The organism is Rhodopseudomonas sp. WA056 (assembly GCF_010906995.1).
Lineage (GTDB): Bacteria > Pseudomonadota > Alphaproteobacteria > Rhizobiales > Xanthobacteraceae > Rhodopseudomonas > Rhodopseudomonas palustris_G.
Map to the genome: position 1 here is coordinate 1 of NZ_QPFS01000094.1, position 20,218 is coordinate 20,218.

16 protein-coding genes, 1 tRNA gene and 1 pseudogene are annotated in these 20,218 nt (G+C 65.8%); 5 read left to right on the forward strand and 13 right to left on the reverse strand.

What is annotated here, in order from left to right:
* Window positions 1-374: 374 nt before the first annotated feature.
* The 5 genes and pseudogenes from clpX to DU475_RS17185 all read right to left on the reverse strand — a co-directional run bounded on the left by clpX (window position 375) and on the right by DU475_RS17185 (window position 5,772).
* On the reverse strand, window positions 375-1,649 hold the full coding sequence (gene clpX, locus DU475_RS17165) for an ATP-dependent Clp protease ATP-binding subunit ClpX (RefSeq protein WP_013502196.1): 1,275 nt from the start codon (window positions 1,647-1,649) through the stop codon (window positions 375-377).
* A 386-nt stretch (window positions 1,650-2,035) separates the two neighbouring features.
* A complete protein-coding gene (locus DU475_RS17170) occupies window positions 2,036-2,674 on the reverse strand; it encodes an ATP-dependent Clp protease proteolytic subunit (RefSeq protein ID WP_013502195.1) in 639 nt (212 codons plus the stop codon).
* Between the two features lie 348 nt (window positions 2,675-3,022).
* The gene (locus DU475_RS17175) at window positions 3,023-3,799 is read right to left on the reverse strand and encodes a KilA-N domain-containing protein (protein ID WP_164632816.1); all 777 of its coding nucleotides are present in this window, start codon (window positions 3,797-3,799) and stop codon (window positions 3,023-3,025) included.
* A 382-nt stretch (window positions 3,800-4,181) separates the two neighbouring features.
* Window positions 4,182-5,540: pseudogene (tig, locus tag DU475_RS17180) on the reverse strand (trigger factor).
* A 147-nt stretch (window positions 5,541-5,687) separates the two neighbouring features.
* Window positions 5,688-5,772 (reverse strand) — tRNA-Leu (locus DU475_RS17185).
* 149 nt (window positions 5,773-5,921) lie between these two features.
* On the opposite strand from DU475_RS17185, the gene DU475_RS17190 reads away from it, so the two are divergent.
* Entirely contained in the window at window positions 5,922-7,247 is a 1,326-nt protein-coding gene (locus DU475_RS17190; RefSeq protein ID WP_164632817.1) for a multicopper oxidase family protein, read from the forward strand.
* Window positions 7,248-7,290: 43 nt separating this feature from the next.
* Here DU475_RS17190 and DU475_RS17195 read toward each other — a convergent pair whose 3' ends face one another.
* Window positions 7,291-8,790: an NAD(P)H-hydrate dehydratase gene (locus tag DU475_RS17195; RefSeq protein WP_164632818.1), complete on the reverse strand. Its 1,500-nt coding sequence runs from the start codon at window positions 8,788-8,790 to the stop codon at window positions 7,291-7,293.
* Between the two features lie 403 nt (window positions 8,791-9,193).
* Between DU475_RS17195 and DU475_RS17200 the strand changes: the two genes are divergently transcribed.
* The 4 genes from DU475_RS17200 to DU475_RS17215 all read left to right on the forward strand — a co-directional run bounded on the left by DU475_RS17200 (window position 9,194) and on the right by DU475_RS17215 (window position 12,565).
* Window positions 9,194-9,532 (forward strand): P-II family nitrogen regulator, encoded by a 339-nt coding sequence (locus DU475_RS17200; RefSeq protein ID WP_011158515.1) that lies wholly within the window; start codon window positions 9,194-9,196, stop codon window positions 9,530-9,532.
* 87 nt (window positions 9,533-9,619) lie between these two features.
* Window positions 9,620-11,029: a type I glutamate--ammonia ligase gene (gene glnA, locus DU475_RS17205; RefSeq protein WP_047308866.1), complete on the forward strand. Its 1,410-nt coding sequence runs from the start codon at window positions 9,620-9,622 to the stop codon at window positions 11,027-11,029.
* A gap of 162 nt (window positions 11,030-11,191) precedes the next feature.
* Window positions 11,192-11,935 carry a CerR family C-terminal domain-containing protein gene (locus tag DU475_RS17210; protein ID WP_013502190.1) on the forward strand — a complete coding sequence of 248 codons (744 nt, stop codon included), beginning with the start codon at window positions 11,192-11,194 and terminating at the stop codon, window positions 11,933-11,935.
* An 18-nt stretch (window positions 11,936-11,953) separates the two neighbouring features.
* A complete protein-coding gene (locus tag DU475_RS17215; RefSeq protein ID WP_013502189.1) occupies window positions 11,954-12,565 on the forward strand; it encodes a hypothetical protein in 612 nt (203 codons plus the stop codon).
* A 191-nt stretch (window positions 12,566-12,756) separates the two neighbouring features.
* Here DU475_RS17215 and DU475_RS17220 read toward each other — a convergent pair whose 3' ends face one another.
* The 7 genes from DU475_RS17220 to DU475_RS17250 all read right to left on the reverse strand — a co-directional run.
* Complete coding sequence (locus tag DU475_RS17220) at window positions 12,757-14,040, reverse strand: adenosylmethionine--8-amino-7-oxononanoate transaminase (RefSeq protein WP_047310165.1); 1,284 nt, start codon at window positions 14,038-14,040, stop codon at window positions 12,757-12,759.
* Window positions 14,037-14,675, reverse strand: coding sequence for a dethiobiotin synthase (gene bioD, locus DU475_RS17225; RefSeq protein WP_047310164.1), 639 nt, complete (start codon window positions 14,673-14,675; stop codon window positions 14,037-14,039). The genes DU475_RS17220 and bioD overlap by 4 nt, the downstream gene beginning before the upstream one ends.
* The gene (locus tag DU475_RS17230) at window positions 14,672-15,802 is read right to left on the reverse strand and encodes an 8-amino-7-oxononanoate synthase (protein WP_164632819.1); all 1,131 of its coding nucleotides are present in this window, start codon (window positions 15,800-15,802) and stop codon (window positions 14,672-14,674) included. Before DU475_RS17230 ends, bioD begins: the two co-directional genes overlap by 4 nt.
* 146 nt (window positions 15,803-15,948) lie before the next feature.
* Window positions 15,949-16,527 carry a hypothetical protein gene (locus DU475_RS17235; RefSeq protein WP_164632823.1) on the reverse strand — a complete coding sequence of 193 codons (579 nt, stop codon included), beginning with the start codon at window positions 16,525-16,527 and terminating at the stop codon, window positions 15,949-15,951.
* An 89-nt stretch (window positions 16,528-16,616) separates the two neighbouring features.
* On the reverse strand, window positions 16,617-18,047 hold the full coding sequence (locus DU475_RS17240; protein ID WP_164632820.1) for an amidase: 1,431 nt from the start codon (window positions 18,045-18,047) through the stop codon (window positions 16,617-16,619).
* A 188-nt stretch (window positions 18,048-18,235) separates the two neighbouring features.
* A complete protein-coding gene (locus tag DU475_RS17245) occupies window positions 18,236-19,225 on the reverse strand; it encodes a hydroxyacid dehydrogenase (RefSeq protein ID WP_164632821.1) in 990 nt (329 codons plus the stop codon).
* A 106-nt stretch (window positions 19,226-19,331) separates the two neighbouring features.
* A partial coding sequence (locus tag DU475_RS17250; protein WP_164632822.1) for a DMT family transporter occupies window positions 19,332-20,218 on the reverse strand: 887 nt, incomplete at its 5' end.

Genomic DNA, 20,218 nt, shown 5'->3' on the forward strand with positions numbered 1-20,218 from the left:
GGATAGGAGTGGCTTTCGCCGTAGGTGATCGATGGCCTGGGTTTGGTGGCGGTCATGGCCCCGTTCCTTTCGTTTTGCCCCCTCGCCCTCGGCCCGCCATCGGCGCTGCCGTCACGAGGTGCGGAGGTCTCCGGCCTGCTGCTGCCGGGGAAGGCCTCGGCATCCGGAATGATTGAGACGAATCCTGAAAACGCTTGTCATCGCCGACCAATTAGGTGGCTATCCGGCGGTGGGGTGTCAAGTCGTGGAAAAGACAACGGTTTGTCCGGCTTTTGCGCAGCATCAAGATGCGCAGAAGCGAGCCGCGGCCAGCGGCGGCGGCCCGTTCTGATCGTTGCCGCGGCGGCCACAGGCCGCCGCATCGGCGCGGCGCGTCAGGCGCTGGCGCTGGTCTCGGCCGCACGGTCGGTGCGGTCGGCATAGATGTACAGCGGCCGGGCGGTGCCCTCGACCACTTCGCGCGAGATCACCACTTCCTCGACGCCCTCGAGCCCCGGCAGATCGAACATGGTTTCGAGCAGAATGCTCTCCAGGATCGATCGGAGGCCGCGGGCGCCGGTCTTGCGCTCGATCGCCTTGCGGGCCACCGCGCCCAGCGCCTCGTCGGCGAAGGTGAGCTCGATGTTCTCCATCTCGAACAGCCGCTGATACTGCTTGACCAGCGCGTTCTTCGGGTCGGTCAGGATCTTCTTGAGCGAGGTCTCGTCCAGATCCTCGAGCGTCGCCACCACCGGCAGACGGCCGACGAATTCCGGGATCAGGCCGTACTTGAGCAGATCCTCGGGCTCGACGTGACGGAAGATCTCGCCAGTGCGGCGATCCTCCGGCGCCAGCACCTGGGCGGCAAAGCCGATCGAGGTCGAACGGCCGCGGCCCGAGATGATCTTTTCGAGACCCGCGAAGGCGCCACCGCAGATGAACAGGATGTTGGTGGTGTCGACCTGCAGGAACTCCTGCTGCGGGTGCTTGCGGCCGCCCTGCGGCGGCACGGAGGCCACGGTGCCCTCCATGATCTTGAGCAGCGCCTGCTGGACGCCCTCGCCCGACACGTCGCGGGTGATCGAGGGATTGTCCGACTTGCGGCTGATCTTGTCGATTTCGTCGATATAGACGATGCCGCGCTGGGCGCGCTCGACGTTGTAGTCCGCCGCCTGCAGCAGCTTCAGGATAATGTTCTCGACGTCCTCGCCGACATAGCCGGCTTCGGTCAGCGTCGTCGCATCCGCCATCGTGAACGGCACGTCGAGGATCCGCGCCAGCGTCTGCGCCAGCAGGGTCTTGCCCGAGCCGGTCGGACCGATCAGCAGGATGTTCGACTTCGCCAGCTCGACGTCGTTGTGCTTGGTCTGGTGGTTCAGCCGCTTGTAGTGGTTGTGCACCGCGACCGACAGAACCTTCTTCGCATGGCCCTGACCGATCACATAGTCGTCGAGAACCTTGCAGATTTCCTTCGGCGTCGGAATGCCGTCACGCGACTTCACCAGCGAGGACTTGTTCTCCTCGCGAATGATGTCCATGCACAGTTCCACACACTCATCGCAGATGAATACCGTGGGGCCGGCGATCAGCTTGCGGACCTCGTGCTGGCTCTTTCCGCAGAACGAGCAGTACAGGGTGTTCTTGGAGTCGCTCGTACCGACCTTACTCATTTCTATCTCCGTCCGCCGTTCGGTCTCTTCCGGTCATCGTCTGATCCGGGCAGGCCCGGCAGCCGAGTAAATGGGAGCAAAATCCGTACCAGAAAAGACCCCCGCATCAGTCCGGCCGCACAAACCGCGACCGAGTTCGAATCCCCCAAGCACTTTCGTCGATCAGGATCAGCCAATCAGACTGTCACCCGTCTATCAAGAATTCGCTAATCGGCCGGGCGCCGGCCGACGTGACAATAGCGTGATTTGCTGCGTCTGCGCGACCCTTGGTCGCTGAAATCAACGCAGCGTTGCGCCATTGTCACGCGGGATTCAGGCACGAAAGCGGAACATTGGGGCTTTCCTGTGAGAAACACGAGGCCGGCCTGCCGACCCCGATTCCCGGCTCAGGCAGCCTTCGGAGCCGGCGACGGGTCTTCGGGACGCTTGTCGATCACCTTGTCGACGATCCCGAACTCCCGCGCCATCTCGGCGGTGAGGAACTTGTCGCGTTCCAGCGCATCCTCGATCGCCTTGTAGGTCTGACCGGTGTGATGCACGTAGATCTCGTTCAGCCGCTTCTTCAGGTTCAGGATTTCCTGGGCGTGCAGCATAATGTCGGTCGCCTGCCCCTGGAAGCCGCCGGACGGCTGGTGCACCATGATCCGCGCGTTCGGCAGCGAGAACCGCATGTCCTTGTGGCCGGCGGCAAGCAGCAGCGAACCCATCGAGGCGGCCTGACCGGTGCACAGCGTCGACACCGGCGGGCGGATGAACTGCATGGTGTCGTAGATCGCCAGACCCGACGTCACCACCCCGCCCGGCGAGTTGATGTACATCGAGATTTCCTTCTTCGGATTTTCCGCTTCGAGGAAAAGAAGCTGCGCGACGATCAGCGTCGACATGCCGTCTTCGACCGGGCCGGTGACGAAGATGATCCGCTCTTTCAGGAGGCGCGAGAAGATGTCGTAGGCTCGTTCGCCGCGGTTGGTCTGCTCGACCACCATCGGCACGAGGTTCATGTAGGTTTCCACCGGATCGCGCATAAATCACCTGAGGGTTGTCGAGGGCGACAGCTCGCGGGAGCGACAAAAACGGCTCCGCCGCAGGCGTTCGCCCCGTGATGCAGGACATGAAGCGAGGTCACAGATATGAGCCGATTGCGCGGCGACAAGGGTGGGCCCCGTTTCCACCCGTGAGTTGATACCGATTCGGCCAATCCCGGCAAAACCGACGAACGGCTTTTCGCCGCCCGCGAGCCGGCTTTCACGCCGCATCGTTAACGGTGCCTGACGACGCAAAACGGCCGCCGTGACGGTATCACGGCGGCCAAGCAAACATGTTGCCCAGCATCCTCTCCTTGACCAACACTGGGCCAGTGACGAGGCGCCAGCCTAATTGATCGTCTTCGGCGCGGTGGTGGTAGCGATCAACTTCGGAAGATATTGCAGCGCCTCGCTGTCGCGACCACGAAAGTAAGGAATTGCGCGATTGGGCAGCCACTCTTCTCGAAAGTGCTTTCGGAAATCCGCCAAAAGGCTTTCAGGGTAAGCTTTTGCGGCAACCCTACGACCATCCTCGTAGAGGTGGGTATAGGTCGGAAGAGAATCCGTATCGATCCCATACTTCTCCCGCAACCATTTGCAGTACATTCGTCCGTGGGAGATGTCGGGCACCATGTGCTCAGGCAAGGTGTATCCCATCATCTCCATCGGAGCGATGAGCATCTGCGTCATCTCGGTCAACACTGAGAAATGACCCACCGGCACATTCTGGTGGTTCGCGACATACCGCCGAAGATGGTACGGAATTCGAATGGTCGGGGTAGCGGCGTTGCCCGACATCCATTCATGCACCCATTGCGATACTTGGACTGCGAAGGCTGGCGACACCCATTGGCCGAGGTGAATCGCAACTTGGGGATGAACCCACGTCCCCTGCAGCCGTGCGTCGCCACCCTGGACCGACTGCACCAAGTCCGTGGTCGGAATGCCGACCGCGTTCGCCAGGGCCGCTAGGAAGTCTCGAGTGGTCTTATTTTCGTTGTAGTGCCCAAACTGCTTTCCAGCCGCCTGGCACATGGCAGTGGCGTTGATATAACCATCCTTGGGCCGTTGATAGATGATGCTCCCCTGGACGGGATGCGGAATCAGGTCGAAATGCTGTTGCATGGCAACACTCCATCAATGATGGAGCAGACCGGCATTAACTTGTAACACTATGGATACTTGACAACCTGTCCAAGCTATCCACCTAGTGTACCGTGATCACGCCAATCCTGCTCCGTGTAGGATAAGGCCCGGTTGGCGCGCCAACGCCTTCCGGGCCGCTCTGCGTCTGGGCGAGCCCAGACCGATGCGATGTGGTGGTTCCACAGCACAACTTCAAGCCCTCGTGAGCAAACAACTTCACGCACTTTCGCGTGCGGGCATTATTTCAGCGTTACCAACGCGTTACCGGCCGCCGAGTGCTTTCAGAGGGGGCGAATCAAAACGCCGGCCGCGCTTTTCAGCGCGGCCGGCGACGCGGCGATGAATCTTTAGACGATGCCGATCAGGCCGCGGTCTTGTCGTCCTCGTCCTTGTACAGCTCCTCGCGGGTGACCGGCTTCTCGGTCACGTTGGCGAGCTCCAGGATGAAATCGACCACCTTGTCTTCGTAGATCGGGGCGCGGAGCTGGGCGACGGCTTCCGGATTGGAGCGGTAGTAGTCCCAGACCTCCTTCTCGCGGCCCGGCATCTGCCGGGCGCGCTCGATCACCGCGCGGCTGACTTCGTCGTCGGTGACCTGGATCTTGTTCTTCTCGCCGATCTCCGACAGCACCAGGCCGAGACGGACGCGGCGGTCGGCGATCTTGCGATACTCTTCCTTGGCGGCGTCTTCGGTGGTGTTCTCGTCGGCGAAGGTCTTGCCGGTCGACTGCATCTCGGCGTTGATCGAGCGCCACATCACCTCGAACTCCTGCTCGATCAGCGACGGCGGAGCATCGAATTTGTGGGCTTCGTCGAGCCGGTCGAGCAACTGGCGCTTGACCTTGAGCCGCGACGCGCCGGCGTATTCGGCGGCGAGCCGGGCCTTGGCGGCTTACTTCAGCTTGTCGAGCGATTCCATGCCGAGCGTCTTGGCGAACTCGTCGTCGATCGTGGTCTCCTGCGGAGCCTCGAGCTTGGTCGCGGTGGTCTCGAACTCGGCCGGCTTTCCGGCCAGGGTGTCGCTGGCGTAGTTGGTCGGGAACGTCACCTTGATGGTGCGGGTCTCGCCGACCGCGATGCCGACGAGCTGATCCTCGAAGCCCGGGATGAAGGACGCCGAGCCGATCACCACCGGAATGTCCTCGCCGGTGCCGCCATCGAACGCGACGCCGTCGATGGTGCCCTTGAACGACACGGTAACCCGGTCGCCGGTCTCGGCCTTGGCGCCCTCGGCCTTGTCGGCATAAGAGCGATTGGCCTCGGCGATCCGCTTGATCGCGTCATCGACGTCGGATTCGGCCACCTCGACCACCGGCTTCTCGACCGAGAAGCTCTTGAAGTCGGCCAGTTCGATCGCCGGGACCACCTCGATCGCCACCGTGTAGGTGAGATCGGACTTGCCCTCGAGGATGTCCTCGATCTCCTTCTGGTCCTGAGGCATGGTGATCTTCGGCTCGGTGGCGAGCCGGAAGCCGCGCTCCGAGAAGATGCCGTCGTTGGTGTCGCGGACCAGCTTGTCGATGGTCTCGGCGGCGACCGAACGGCCGTACACGCGCTTCAGATGAGCGGTCGGCACCTTGCCCGGACGAAATCCGTTGAGGCGCACCTTGTCCTTCAGATCGGCGAGCCGTTCGCCGACCTTGGCGTCGATGTCCGCAGCCGGGACACTGACCTGGAATTCGCGCTTCAATCCGTCGGCAACGGTTTCCTTGACCTGCATGGTGTCGATCTTCTTCTCTTGGCTCCGGCCGAAGGACCGGAAATGGTCGAACTGCGATGCGGCCTCACAGCCTGCATCATCGGGTTGGCGGACATCCGTCCTGGCGGACGGCCCTCCGGAAAATCGTCATGAGCAAAAGCACTTGCGTGGTGCGGGCGGAGGGACTCGAACCCCCACAACTTTCGTCACTGGAACCTAAATCCAGCGCGTCTACCAATTCCGCCACGCCCGCGAAGAGCATCATGTCCGGCCGCGATGCCGCGGGCGGCGGCTTATAGCATGACATATAGGGCCCGCATCAAGAGAAACCCGCAGCTTTTACCAACCGCGGCGGGCCGTCGCAGGCTAGACAGCGTCCGGCGAACATGGTCCGCATCGCGCATGATCGATCAGCCGCCTGCCCTGTCCCGCCGCACGCTGCTCGCCGGCTTCGGCGCCGCAACGATCGCTCCTGCGCTTCCGATTCGCGGCGCAGTGGCCGCGCCGTCGCGCAAAGCGTTGCTGCTCCGTGCGGCTATGGATACGGCCGAGCTGAAGCCCGGCGCGGCAGCAGCGGACCGGCCGACTTTGAGCCTCGACGCGCCGGCGTTGACCCGCGGTGACGAGGTCGCGGTGCAGTTCGAGAACCAGCTCGACCAGCCCGCGCTGCTAACGCTGCGCGGCCTCGACGGCGCCTCAGCCGCCGAGCCGCTCGTCAAAACCCGGCCGGTGGCCCCCGGTGGCAGTGACCGCTTTCTGCTGCCGCTGCGCTCCGCCGGCACCCTGCTGGCCGACCTACGCCTGACCGCCGACGCCGGACCGGCGCCGATGCCGGCGCTGCCGCTGATCGTGCGGGAATCCGAACCGCCACAGGCCGACGGCGAGAAGGTGGTGCTGATCGAGGATTTTCGGCTCGGCGAGGACGGCAGGCTGCGACCGTCCGGCGTCGATGTCGGCGCCACGCCGTGGCTGTACACGGTCAACGGCAAGCCCTCCGCAGAGTTCGCGCTGCGCGCCAATGGCCGTTTTAGATTCCGCTTCATCAATGCTTGCCAACGCAATGTGATCGCACTCAGAATCGAGGATCACAACGTCTGGGTGATGGCCCTGGACAGCCAGCCGGCGGAGCCGTTCCTGGCGCGCGGCGGCGCGCTGGTGATCGCGCCGGGCGGGCGGGTCGACATCCTGATCGACGCCGCAAAGCCGCCCGGGTCGCGCACTGCGATCACGCTGCATGACGGCGGCAAGCCGATCCCGCTCGCCCGACTGGTCTACGTCGACGAGCCGCCGCTGCGCCCCGCACCGCTGCCGCAACCTTCGCCGCTGCCGGGGAACGGCCTGCCCGCGCAATTGCCGCTCGGCGGCGCGCTGCGCACCGCGCTGCTGCTCGGCGCGCTGGTCAATGCGCAGCTCGACTGGTTCGCACCGGACAAGTTCAATCCCGCCGCCGGCCCGGCGTTTCAGGTCAAGCGCGGCCGCACCGTGGTGCTGGCGTTGACCAACCAGGCCACCATGCCGATGGTGTTTCACCTGCACGGCCATCATTTCAGGCTGCTCGACCGGCTCGACGACGGCTGGAAGCCGTTCTGGCTCGATACCCTGGCGATCGACGCCGGCCAGACCCAGCGCATCGCGTTTGCGGCCGAACACCCTGGACTGTGGCTGATCGAGGCTTATGCGGCGAAATGGTCGGAGCCGCGGCTGGTCCGGAGTTATCTCGTGAGTTGAACCAACGGCTCCAGCCCTCTGCGGAACCTGGACTCTTGCCGCCTCAGTAATCGATGCCGAGCGCGTCGTAGAGCCGCCGGTGCACCGCCGGCAGCGTCTCGGTCAGATCCTCGGCGATCAGCCCGGGGCCGGCCTCGCAGGCGGCCTCGCCGTGCATCCACACCCCGATGCAGGCCGCCTCGAATGCCGCGACGCGCTGCGCCAATAGGCCGGTAATGATGCCGGTCAGGACGTCGCCCGAGCCCGCGGTCGCCAGCCAGGGCGGCGCATTGCAGGCGATCGCGGCGCGGCCGTCCGGCGCGGCCACCACCGTGTCGGCGCCCTTGAGCAACACCACGGCGCCCGAACGCTGCGCCGCGACGCGCACCCGCTCAAGTTTCGAACGAAGTGGATTTTTATTGCTCATATCACTGAACAGACGAGGAAATTCGCCCTCGTGCGGGGTCAGGACAACCTGTGGATGAGTTGTGGATTTGATGGCTTCGAACAGCTCCTCCGGGCGCCCGGCAAAGCTGGTCAGCGCGTCGGCGTCGAGCACTGCCGCCGCGCCGGCCGCCAGCGCCGCCAGCACCTTGCCGCGGGTCTCGTCGCCGATTCCTGCACCCGGCCCGATGCCGATGGCATTGAAGCGGCGATCCGCCAGCATCGTGGCGAGTTCGTCCGGCGTATCGACCGGCCGCACCATCACCGCAGTCAGAGCCGCCGCATTCACGGCCAGCGCGTCGCGGGGCGATGCCACCGTCACAAGACCGGCGCCGGCGCGGAGCGCGCCACGCGCGGCCAGCCGCGCCGCCCCGGTCTGCGACAGCTCGCCCGACACCACCACCGCGTGACCGCGACCGTATTTATGACCGTCGGCGCGCGGCACCGGAAAGTCCGGCAGCCACAGATCGGGATCGTTTTCGAACGCCTGCGGCCGGATCTCGCCCAGCACCCCGGGCTCGATGCCGATATCGACCAGCCGGACCTGACCGCAGTGCAGCCGGCCCGGCAGCAGCAGGTGACCGATCTTGCGGCGGAAGAAGGTGACGGTCTCGCGCGCCCGGATCGCCGCGCCCATCACGGCGCCGGTGGCGCCGTTGATGCCGCTCGGCAGGTCGACCGCCAGCACCGGCACGCCGCTGTGGTTGACCGCCTCGATGATCTCCAGCGCCTGATCCTTCACCGGCCGGTTGAGACCGGAGCCGAACAGCGCGTCGATGATCAGGGCCGGCGCACCGATCGACTGGGTCAGGAACGGCAGCAGCGGCCCCTTCCACTCTCTTGCCGCCAGCGCCGCGTCGCCTTTCAGCGCATCCCGCTCGCCAAGCAGCATCACGTGTACCGTGCGCCCCAATGCAACCAGTTCGGTCGCGGCGATCAGTCCGTCGCCGCCATTGTTGCCGGGACCGGCAATCACCAGGATCGGACCCTCGTCGGCGAGTTCGATCGCCGCCTGGGCGACGTGGCGGCCGGCATGCAGCATCAGCGCAAAGCCCGACGATCCGCCGGCGATCGTCAGCAGGTCGGCACGGTCCATTTCAGCGGGCGTCAGCAGTTCCATGCCCATTTCCCAGTACACACGCCTGTGGCGAAGGCAGCGCTTCTCGCGCCGCTCGCCATCTGCACAAGAGGCGAGCCAATTGCTCAAAACTTAATCACGCAACGTGCATCGCGCCTTCCAGCAAACAGCCATACGCCCGATTAATATCCTGATAAAGCACTACAATCAGCCGGCCCGACAAGTTGGCACGGACCCTGCTTTTACGGAAGCCAGTTTCGATCCCTCGCGCTCGCCTCTCGGGAGGCGGGGTCTGCGCGACCGTCTCTGAGTTCCGAGCCTGGCGGAGCTTGGCGGCGGTGTTGCTCACCCAGTCGGCCGCGGTGTTATCGATCAACTGCGCAGCGTCGCGCAATCTGGCATACAGATGCCGACTCACGACGTGGGAAGTCCGGGGAGAGTGTAAGTGAAGAAGATCGAAGCCATCATCAAGCCGTTCAAGCTCGACGAGGTCAAGGAAGCGCTGCAGGAAGTCGGATTGCAGGGGATCACCGTCACCGAGGCCAAGGGCTTCGGGCGGCAGAAGGGCCACGCCGAGTTGTATCGCGGCGCGGAATACATCGTCGACTTCCTGCCCAAGGTGAAAATCGAGATCGTGATCGCCGACGACCTGGTCGAGAAAGCGATCGACGCCATCCGGCGCGCCGCCCAGACCGGCCGCATCGGCGACGGCAAGATTTTCGTCTCCAACATCGAAGAAGCCATCCGCATCAGGACGGGCGAATCCGGACTGGACGCCATCTAAGCGCCCGGCCTATCACCTCGCCTGATCGCATCACCTGGCGGCCTCTCCGGCCGCCATTTCACGACGACCCGAAGCAAAGGGGCACTCATGACGACCGCTAAAGAAGTCCTGAAATCCATCAAGGACAACGACGTGAAATACGTCGATCTGCGTTTCACCGATCCGCGCGGCAAGTGGCAGCACGTCACATTCGACGTGTCGATGATCGACGAGGACATCTTCTCCGAAGGCACCATGTTCGACGGCTCCTCGATCGCCGGCTGGAAGGCGATCAACGAGTCCGACATGACGCTGATGCCCGATCCGTCGACCGCCACGATCGATCCGTTCTTCGCAGAGACCACCATGGTGATCACCTGCGACATTCTCGAGCCGTCGACCGGCGAGCCCTACAACCGCGACCCGCGCGGCATCGCCAAGAAGGCGGAAGCCCAGGTCAAGGCGCTCGGCATCGGCGACACCGTGTTCGTCGGCCCCGAGGCCGAGTTCTTCGTGTTCGACGACGTGCGCTATTCGGCGAACCCGTACAACACCGGCTTCAAGCTGGACTCCTCGGAACTGCCGACCAACTCGGACACCGAGTACGAGGGCGGCAACCTCGGCCACCGCATCCGCACCAAGGCCGGCTACTTCCCGGTGCCGCCGCAGGACTCGGTGCAGGACATGCGCTCGGAAATGCTCGGCGCGATGGCCAAGATGGGCGTCAAGGTCGAGAAGCATCACCACGAAGTCGCTTCGGCCCAGCACGAGCTCGGCATGAAGTTCGACACCCTGACCCACATGGCCGACCAGATGCAGATCTACAAGTACTGCATCCATCAGGTCGCCCACATCTACGGCAAGACCGCGACCTTCATGCCGAAGCCGGTGTACGGCGACAACGGCTCGGGCATGCACGTGCACCAGTCGATCTGGAAGGACGGCAAGCCGACCTTCGCCGGCAACAAGTACGCCGACCTGTCGGAAACCTGCCTCCACTACATCGGCGGCATCATCAAGCACGCCAAGGCGATCAACGCCTTCACCAACCCGTCGACCAACTCCTACAAGCGTCTGGTCCCGGGCTATGAAGCGCCGGTGCTGCTGGCCTATTCGGCCCGCAACCGCTCGGCCTCGTGCCGCATCCCCTACACCACCTCGCCGAAGGCCAAGCGCGTCGAAGTCCGCTTCCCGGACCCGATGGCCAACCCGTATCTCGCCTTCGCGGCGATGCTGATGGCCGGCCTCGACGGCATCAAGAACAAGATCGATCCGGGTCCGGCGATGGACAAGGATCTGTACGACCTGCCGAAGGAAGAGCTGAAGCAGATCCCGACCGTTTGCGGCAGCCTGCGTGAAGCGCTCGAGAACCTCGACAAGGATCGCGCCTTCCTCAAGGCCGGCGGCGTGTTCGACGACGACTTCATCGACGCCTTCATCGAGCTGAAGATGACCGAAGTCGCGCGGTTCGAAATGACCCCGCACCCGGTCGAGTTCGAGATGTACTACTCGTACTAAGCGCTTCGGCGATACGACCTAAGGAAAGGCGCTCCTCGCGGGGCGCCTTTTTCTTTGCCCGTCGACACCCGCGCCCCGGTCCGCAGGTCGCCGCCCCGGTTGATCCAGCTCAAAGCCTCATTCATTCGAATGAATTAATCGGATGTGGATGAGGCGACGACAATGAAGTCCAACGGCCACTCGGCACCGCTCCGCATCACGCCGCTGTCTGGCGGCCAGAGCCACGACACCCGCGCCCGAATGATCGAAGCGGCGATCGAGGTGTTCGGCTCGGTCGGCTACGACGGCGCCACCACCCGCCAGCTCGCCGAGCGGGCCAAGGTCAATCAGGCGGCGATCCCCTATCATTTCGGCGGCAAGCGCGAGCTGTATCTCGCCGCCGCGCAGGCGATCGCCGACTACATGCGATCCCGGATCGAGCCGCTGATCGACGCGCTGCGCACTGCCAGTTCCGATCCGGTCCGCCACATCGACGCGGTGGTGATGCGGTTCTTCCAGTTCATCGCCGGCGACGAGGAGCCGGAGGCCTGGACCGTGTTCTTCGTCCGCTGCGAGCGCGATGCCGACGACGCCTTCCGCATCATCTACTACCAGTCAGTCGCACGGTTTCAGGCCGCGCTGATCGCGGAAGTCGCCGCCGCCACCGGCCGTTCGCCGGACGACGCGGATCTGAAAGTCCGGGTCGCGATCGTGCTCGGCGCGATCTCCAATTTCCGCACGCTGCGCAACGTCATGCTGAGTTCACTCGGCTGGGACACATTCGACGCCGCGCGCAAACGGACCGTGGAGATGGCGGTGCGGCGGCTGGCGCTGGCCGAACTGCTCGGTATCCGCGCCGATGATCCGTCCATCGCCCATCCCCCGCTCGGCTCCGCATCCGGAGTTCACCACTCACCCACGGCCTGACGTCAAAAGGAGGCTGCCATGACCAAGCCCGATCTCACTCAAGCCTATCTGGAATGGACCAAGCAGAAGCTCGACGAATCCGCCGCGACCATCGCCAAGATCGAGGAAGGCGTCGCCAAGCTCGGCGAAGCGTCGAGCGCGAAGGCGGAGGAAGCGCTGGCGCAATTCCGCACCGCGCGCGACGCCTTCCAGTCCAAGGTGACGGCCCTGCAGGCCGATCTCGGCGAGTCGAAGCAGGTCACCGACGCGGCGCTGGCGGCCGTCTCGGCACAGTGGAACGAGGTCGAGCTGGCGTTCCAGAAATTCCTCGGCACCGCCGGCGATCAGGCCGGCGTCGTCAAGGATGCCCTCGCCGCCCGCGCCGAGGCGCAGCGCCAGTCGTTCCTGTCGTCGCTGGAGACGATCCAGAGCGGTGCCGCTGCGGCGCTCGAGCAGGGCCGCAAGGAAATGGAATCCTCGCTGCGGCGCTGGACCGAAGAGGCCGAAAAGACGCTCGGTCCGAAACTGACCCAATTGTCGGCCGCCGGCGACGAGACCTGGAACGCGGTGAAGGCCGGTCTCGACGAGACCGCCGCGGTCTACGAGAAGACCTGGGCACGGATCTCGCAGGCGTTCACTCCGAAGAAGTAACAGCAGACAGTCTGCCCTCCCCCCCTCGCCTCGAATGCTTCATCGATCAGCTGAAGCGATAGCGCCAACGAAGCACGGGCTCCTCATCCTGAGGAGCCCGGCGGAGCCGGGCGTCTCGAAGGATGAAGGCACCGCACGGGATCGCGGCACATGGTTCGAGACGGCGCTTCGCGCCTCCTCACCATGAGGTCTTAGAGCGAGCTTACGTCGCAGCCTCGCGCCAGCACCTCGGGCGCCGCAGCAATCGCCTGATACACCGTCTCGATCTCCGCCGCCGTGCTGCAATAGGGCGGCATCAGATAGATCGTGTTGCCGAGCGGACGGACCAACAGACCGCGGGCGATGAAGTACGCATACAGCCGCGGCCCGACGTCGGCGAGATAGCCACTGTCGCCGACCTGAAGGTCGACCGCCGCGATGGTGCCGATCTGGCGAACATTAGCGAAGCGCTTATCGTCACGGAAGCGATCCAGTGCGCGAGTGTGCACGCCGGCGAGATCGTCGATCCGCTGTTGCACGGGCTCGCTGCCCCACACCTGAAGGTTGGCGAGCGCTGCGGCGCAGGCGATCGGATTGGCGGTGTAGGAGCTGGAGTGGAAGAACGTCTTGCGCCGGTCGGTCGAAAAATGGGCATCGAAGATCTCGCGCCGGCACATCGTCACTGCGAGCGGCACCGAGCCGCCGGTCAGTCCCTTGGAATAGCAGGCGATGTCAGGCACGACGCCCGCCTGCGAGCACGCGAACAGGGTGCCGGTGCGGCCCCAGCCGGTCATCACCTCGTCGGCGATCAGCAGCACGCCGTGCGTCTTGCAGATCCGCGCCATCTCGGCGAGCACCCAGGGCGGATAGATCAGCATGCCGCCCGCGCCCAGCACCAGCGGCTCGACGATCAGCGCCGCCACCGCCTCAGCACGGCACGCCTGCTCCAGCGCGTCCAGCGTCGCCTGCTCGGCGCCGGCGCGCGGGAACGGCAGCCGGCTGACGTCGAACAGCAGCGGATCGTAGGGCGCGTTGAACACGCCGCGTTCGCCCACCGACATGCCGCCGATGGTGTCGCCGTGATACGCGCCTTCGAGCGCCAGGATGCGTCGCCGGCTCTCGCCGGAATGCAGCCAATAGCCGAGCGCCATCTTCAGCCCGACCTCGACCGAGGTCGAGCCGCTGTCGGAGTAGAACACGTGTGTCAGTTCGGCCGGCGTGATCTCGACCAGGCGCTGCGCGAGCTGTTCGGCCGGCGGATGGGTGAATCCGGCGAAGATGATCTGATCGAGCTGATCCGCCTGCTGCTTGATCGCCGTGATGATCATCGGATGGCGATGACCATGCGTCACCACCCACCACGAGCTGATCGCATCGAAGATCCGCCGTCCGTCGTCGGCTTGAAGCCAGGCGCCTTCGCTGTGCACGATGTTCGGAGTGTCGCCCTGCACCGCATGCTGGGTGAACGGATGCCAGACCGGCGAGGCTTGGCTCATGGCGCGTCTCCGAGAAAATCGCGTGGATCGAACGCCGCCGCGAACGCATCGCGCAGCGAGGCCGCCTCGAGCGAGGCCAGCCACGGCAATCGGCCGAGCCGGCGGGTATGGCCGAGCTCGATGATGATCTGCTCGGAGTCGGCGTTTTCATCGCCGAGGAAAGCGACGCCGAGCAACGGAATATCGCGCGCCCGGATCGCCTCGATCGACAGCAGCGTGTGATTGATCGTGCCGAGCGAGGTGCGGGCACACAGCACCAGCGGCGCTCCCCAGCGTGCGAACACGTCGATGTAAGTCACCTCGCGCGTCAGCGGCACCATCAATCCGCCGGCGCCTTCGACCACCAGCGGACGCGGCACGTCCGGCAGGTCGAGTGCGGCGACGTCGATCCCGACCCCGTCGATCGCCGCGGCGAGATGCGGCGACGCCGGCGTCTTCAGCCGGGAGCGCTCCGGCAGGATGCGATCGGCGGGAAGTCCCGACAGGCGCTGCACCGCGCGGGAGTCGGTCTCGTCTTCCAGGCCGGACTGCACCGGCTTCCAATAGGTCGCGTCGAGCGCCCCGGCGAGCGCGGCGGCGAACACCGTCTTGCCGATGCCGGTGTCGGTTCCGGTGACGATGATCCGTGCGCTCATGCCGCGGCCCTCATGTCCTCGGCGAGCGCCGCGAACAGCGAAGCGATCACCTCCTCCGACAAATTGGCGCTGAGCGCGATGCGCAGCCGCGCAGTGCCTTCGGGCACAGTCGGCGGCCGGATCGCGCGGACGTCGAAGCCGCGCCGCTGCAGCGATGTCGCCAGCGCCACCGCGGTGGCGTTGGCGCCGACAATGATCGGCAGGATGTGCGAGCCGGACGAGGTGATGCCGCAGCGCTGCTTCAGTTCGCGATCCGCGAACGCGACCAGCGATGCGAGCCGCTCCCGCCGCTCCGGCCGGGTGCGGCTGATGTCGAGCGCCGCCCGCGTCACCGCCGCGATCAGCGGCGACGGCGCGGTGGCGAAGATGAACGGCCGCGCCCGATTGACCAGGAAGTCGCGCACGATCTTCGGGCCGAGCACGAAACCACCCATGGTGCCGAGCGCCTTGCCGCAGGTGTGCAGCGTGATCACGTTGGCGCGGCCCTCGAACGAGGCGGCCAGCCCCCGCCCCTCCGGCCCGCAGACGCCGGTAGCATGCGCCTCGTCGATCACCAGGATGGCGTCGTGCCGATCCGCCACCGCGACCAGTTCGTCGAGTCGGGGGCTGTCGCCGTCCATGCTGTACACGCTTTCGACCGCGATCCAGCCGCGGCCGCGGCCACCGCCGGCTCGCCATTGCCGCAGCCGCGTATCGAAGGCGTCGATGTCGCTGTGTGGGATGCTCTCACAAGTCGCGCGGCCGCGGCGCATGCCTTCGTGCACGCTGGCGTGGATCAGTTCGTCGTACAGCACGAGGTCGCCGCGCTGCGGCAGCGTCGCGAAGATCGCGTGATTGGCACTAAAGCCGCCGCCGAGATACAGCGCGCTTTCCGCGCCGAAGTAATCGGCGGCTTCCGCTTCGAGCGCTTCGTGCTCGTCGTGATTACCGCGCAGCAAGCGCGAGCCGCCGGCTCCGATCGGCACGCCGCGCGCGATGGCGTCGGCGGCCGCCTGGCGCAGTTCGTCCGACTCGGCGAGACCGAGATAATCATTGGACGTAAAGTCGAGGCCGGCGCGCGGCTGGAGCTTGCGTCGCCGCCCGGCGTCCCCGAGTGAACGCAGATCGGCTTCAAGGCTCTGATACATTGATGATCGTCCCGGAGGTGCAGCCGATCGCCAGACGGAATATCAACGATCAGACCTCCTGCCGTCGCAGGTGTTGAAGTTCGAAGGCGCACGACCGCGACGCGACGACGGTTCGCGCCGCTGCGGTCGGTCAGCGCAAGCCTTGCTTAGCGCTCGGCGTCGGTCTCGTCACCGTCTTCTTCATAGCCGCGCTCGGATGGCCCCATCACGATCTCGTTGCGCAACGCTTCGAACCGGCGACGCGTCTCGGCGTCGCGAGCCTCGATCAAGCCGATCGCCTCGCGGCGCGACAGCGGGCCGGTGGTGATCGGATGGACGCTGGCGCCGATGGTCTCGTCGACGAAATAGCCGCGCTCGTCCCGCCGCATCCGCCACTTGAACCGGAGGGCATCCAGCGGACCCGGCCCTTCGCGGGTGTAGCGCTCGAGATCGTCTTCACCGTCGTCGTCGCCCGCGGAGACGACCTGCTCGGGCTCGTTTGCCGGATTGACTGCCGGTTCGTCCGCCGGCTCGGCATCGGACTCCTGCTCGGCCCAATCCGCATCGGGGGTCGCTTCGGACTCAACAGGCTCGTCGTGACGCGTGTCGGCATCGGACGGCGGCTGGACGGAGGACGATCCTTCCTCCGGCACCACTTCGTCTCGCGCCTCCGCCTTGGCGTCGGGCTTTTCGAAGATGCTCGCGATCGCCGCGAGCGCTTCATCGGTTGGGTCGTTGGCAGTCAATACAAGGCTCCCCCAGCTCCGACCCGAAGAACCTCTCCGGGCCGAGCACGTCAACGCCGACAATGGTCGCTGGTTTCTATTTTGTGTGGCTATGTCGAGGCGCAAACCGGCGGACGCCGATTTTTCCACGGGCGTTCGCGTTCGAGCTGCGCAGCGAGACGCAAGAGCGTCGCTTCATCGCCGAACCGGCCGGCGAACATCATGCCGATCGGCAACCCGCCCGCACTCCAGTCCAGCGGCACCGACATTGCCGGCTGCCCGGACATGTTGGCAAGGCTGGTCCCCGGAATATACCGGCGAAGCGTCGGGCTGATCCCTGACAGATCCCGCGCCATGGTGTCGATCTCGCCGATCCGGAGCGGCAACGCGCACAGCGTCGGTGACAGAAACACGTCGACGCTCGCGAAGAACTCCGCCAGCGCCCGCGAGATCTGAAACGCGGTCAGCTCGGCGGCGCAGTAATCGACGCCATTCGCCTTGCGCGCATTGGCGGCGGACGCCAGCGTCAGCACTTCGAAGTCGCGTTCGGTCATCGGCCGGCCGAAGGTCTGCTCGGCGAGCCGCACCGCAAGACCGGTGTTGCAGGCGACGATGGTGGCGATCACCTCCGCCGGATCAGCCGGCAGCACCGGCGCGCGCTCCTCGACATGATGGCCGAGGCCTTCGAGCAGCTTGGCCGTATCACGCACCGCTGCGGCGATTTCGGGATCGATCGGATCACCATAGGTCGAGCGGTCGCTGAACGCGATCCGCAACCGTCCCGGCTCGCGGCCGACCTCGTCCGCGAACGGCCGCTCCGGCGGCGGCGCGACGTAAGGGCTCGACGGCTCCGGCCCGTGCAATGCGTCCAGCATCGCGGCGCTGTCGCGCACGCTGATACTCACCACATGGCCGCAGGCGAAGCCGCCCCAGCCGGCGCCGCGGTCCGGCCCGATCGGATTGCGCGCCCGGGTCGGCTTCAGACCGAACACGCCGCAAGCCGAGGCCGGAATCCGGATCGAGCCGCCGCCGTCGCTGGCATGCGCCACCGGCAGGATCCGCGCGGCGACGGCCGCCGCAGCGCCGCCCGACGAGCCGCCGGAGGAGTGATCAATATTCCACGGATTGCGGGTCGGCCCGTGCAGCCGCGACTCGGTGGTCGGCATCAGACCGAGTTCCGGGCTGGCACTCTTGCCGAACACGGTGACGCCGGCATTCAGAAAGCGCTGCGCCAGCGTGCCGGTGTGCGGCGCGACGAAGTCCTTGTAGAGACTGGCGCCGAAGGTGGTGCGGGTGCCGGCGATCAGATCGAGATCCTTCAATAAAAACGGCACGCCCTTGAACGGGCCGTCCGGCAGACCGGCTTCGATCTGCTTGCGCGCGTAGTCGTCGTGGCGGACGACGACCGCATTCAGCCTGGGATCGACCGCCTCGGTGCGCGCAATCGCCTCGTCGAGCAATTCGGCCGCCGTGACCTGCTTGCTCCGCACCAGCTCGGCGAGGCCGACACCGTCGTAATCGCCGTAATCCTTGAACGCCATGATGGGCCTCTCCCCGAATCTTGTTTTGGTGATGATGCAATGATGTTTGAGGCGTCATTACGAGCGAAGCGAAGCAATCCAGAATTCAGGGCACGGAGCTGGATTGCGTCGTCGCGGAGCCTGTCCTCAAACGGCGTGAAGCGCCGATCCGGATGCTCCTCGCAATGCCGTGGCAGAGATCAGTCGAACTAACTCAGCACATCCTGATTGACCACGTTGGCGCGGATCGGGTCGCCGTCGAGCACGCTCAGCATGTTGCGGGCGGTCTGCTCGCCCATCCGGTCGAGCGCTTCGCGGGTGACGCCGGCGACGTGCGGCGCGATGATCACGTTGGGCAGATCGAACAGCTTGTGGCCGTGCGGCGGCGGCTCCTGCTCGAACACGTCTAACCCGGCGCCGGCGAGCTTGCCGGCGAGCAGCGCCTCGTACAGCGCCTGCTCGACCACGATGCCGCCGCGCGCGGTGTTGATCAGATACGCGGTCGGCTTCATCTTCGACAGAAGCGCCGCGTCGAACAGCCCAGTGGTCTCCGCCGTCTTCGGGCAGTGCAGGCTGACGAAATCGGCGTCGGGGAGCGCCGCGGCGAGATCGACCACCGGCTTGCAGCCGGCCGCTTCGATCGCTGCCGCCGGCACGTAGGGGTCGTACACCAGCACGGTCATTTCCATCGCCAGGCAACGCTTGGCGGTGCGGGTACCGATCCGGCCGAAGCCGACGATCAGCACCGTCTTGCCGAACAGATCGAACGGCAGCAGCCCGAGCCGCGTCGCCCAGGCGCCGGTCTTCACCAGCGCGTGCAGCTCGGCGCCGCGCTTGGCCAGCGTCAGCATCATGAACAGCGCCTGCTCGGCGACCGATGGCGAATTCGCCGTGCCGGCAGTCATCAGCGGCACCTTGCGCTTGTTCAGCGCCGGCACGTCGATGGCATCGAAGCCGACGCCGATCCGCGCCACCACGCGCATGTCCTGCGCCGCAGCGAGTTCGCGCTCGCCGAACCGGGTGGCGCCGAGCGCGACGCCGTGCACCGGCGCTTGGCTGCGCAGCAGCGCGTCGAAATCGTCGGCGGAGATCATGTTGGGAAATTCGATCATCTCGATGTCGCCGCGTTCGGCGATCAGCGCCCTGCCCCGCTGCGACAACGATTCCGTCACCAGCAGCTTCTTGATGTTGGACGTCATTTCCTGCCCCGGACTCTTGTTCGTTGGTCGCGCCGCTGATGATGCGGCGGCGACCTGTTTCTGTATCAGGCGGCGCGTCGCGCGGTCCACCGGCAATTGCCGCGGATCAGGACCGCGTCGCCAGCGCCACGCCGGCTAGCGTCATCACCAGCGCGGCGATCTGCCCGAGCCCGAGCGGCTCGCCCAATGCAGCCGCCGAGGCGACGACGCCAATCACCGGCGTCGCCATGGTGCCGATCGCCGCGACCGACGCCGGCAGCCGCTGCAGCGCGGCGAACCAGCAGACGTAAGCGATGCAGAACTGGATCACGACCAGATACACCAACCCGGCCCAGCCGAGCGGCGTCAGCACCGAGACGTGCGGGATCTCGAACGCCAGCCCGATCACCGCCACCGGAATGCAGCCGAGCCCGATCTGCCACGCCGCCGAGGTGGCGCCGGGCAGCGCGATCGGAAACCGCTTCAGGAAGATGGTGCCGAGCGCAAAGCCGAGCGCGCCGGTCAGCGCCAGCATGATACCGGGCAGCTTCGTCATGCTGGCGGCAAAGCCCGCCGCGCCCATCAGAGCGGCGATGCCGCCGAACGCCAGCGCCAGCGCCGCCACCCGCCGCAGCGTCAGCCGCTCGCCGAGCAGTGGCCAGGCCAGGAGCGCGGTCCACACCGGCATGGTGTAGGCGATCACCGCGGTCTCGCCGGCCGGCAGCCACAGCAGCGCCAGCCCCATCACCGCCATCCACAGCGTGACGTTGAAGAACGCCGAGACCACCAGTCGCAGCCGCTGACTGCGCGGTACCGCCAGGCTATCGCCCCGCAGCGCGGCGTAACCGAACAGCGCCAGCGACCCGGCGATGCCGGTCAGGCCGCGCAGCGGCAGCGGCGGCCATTGCGAGATCAGATATTTGGTGACCGGCCAGCTCAGGCCCCAAGCCACGGTGGTGACGGTCAGGAACACCAGGCCGCCGGACGCGAGGCGCCCGCGCGCAGGACTCGGAG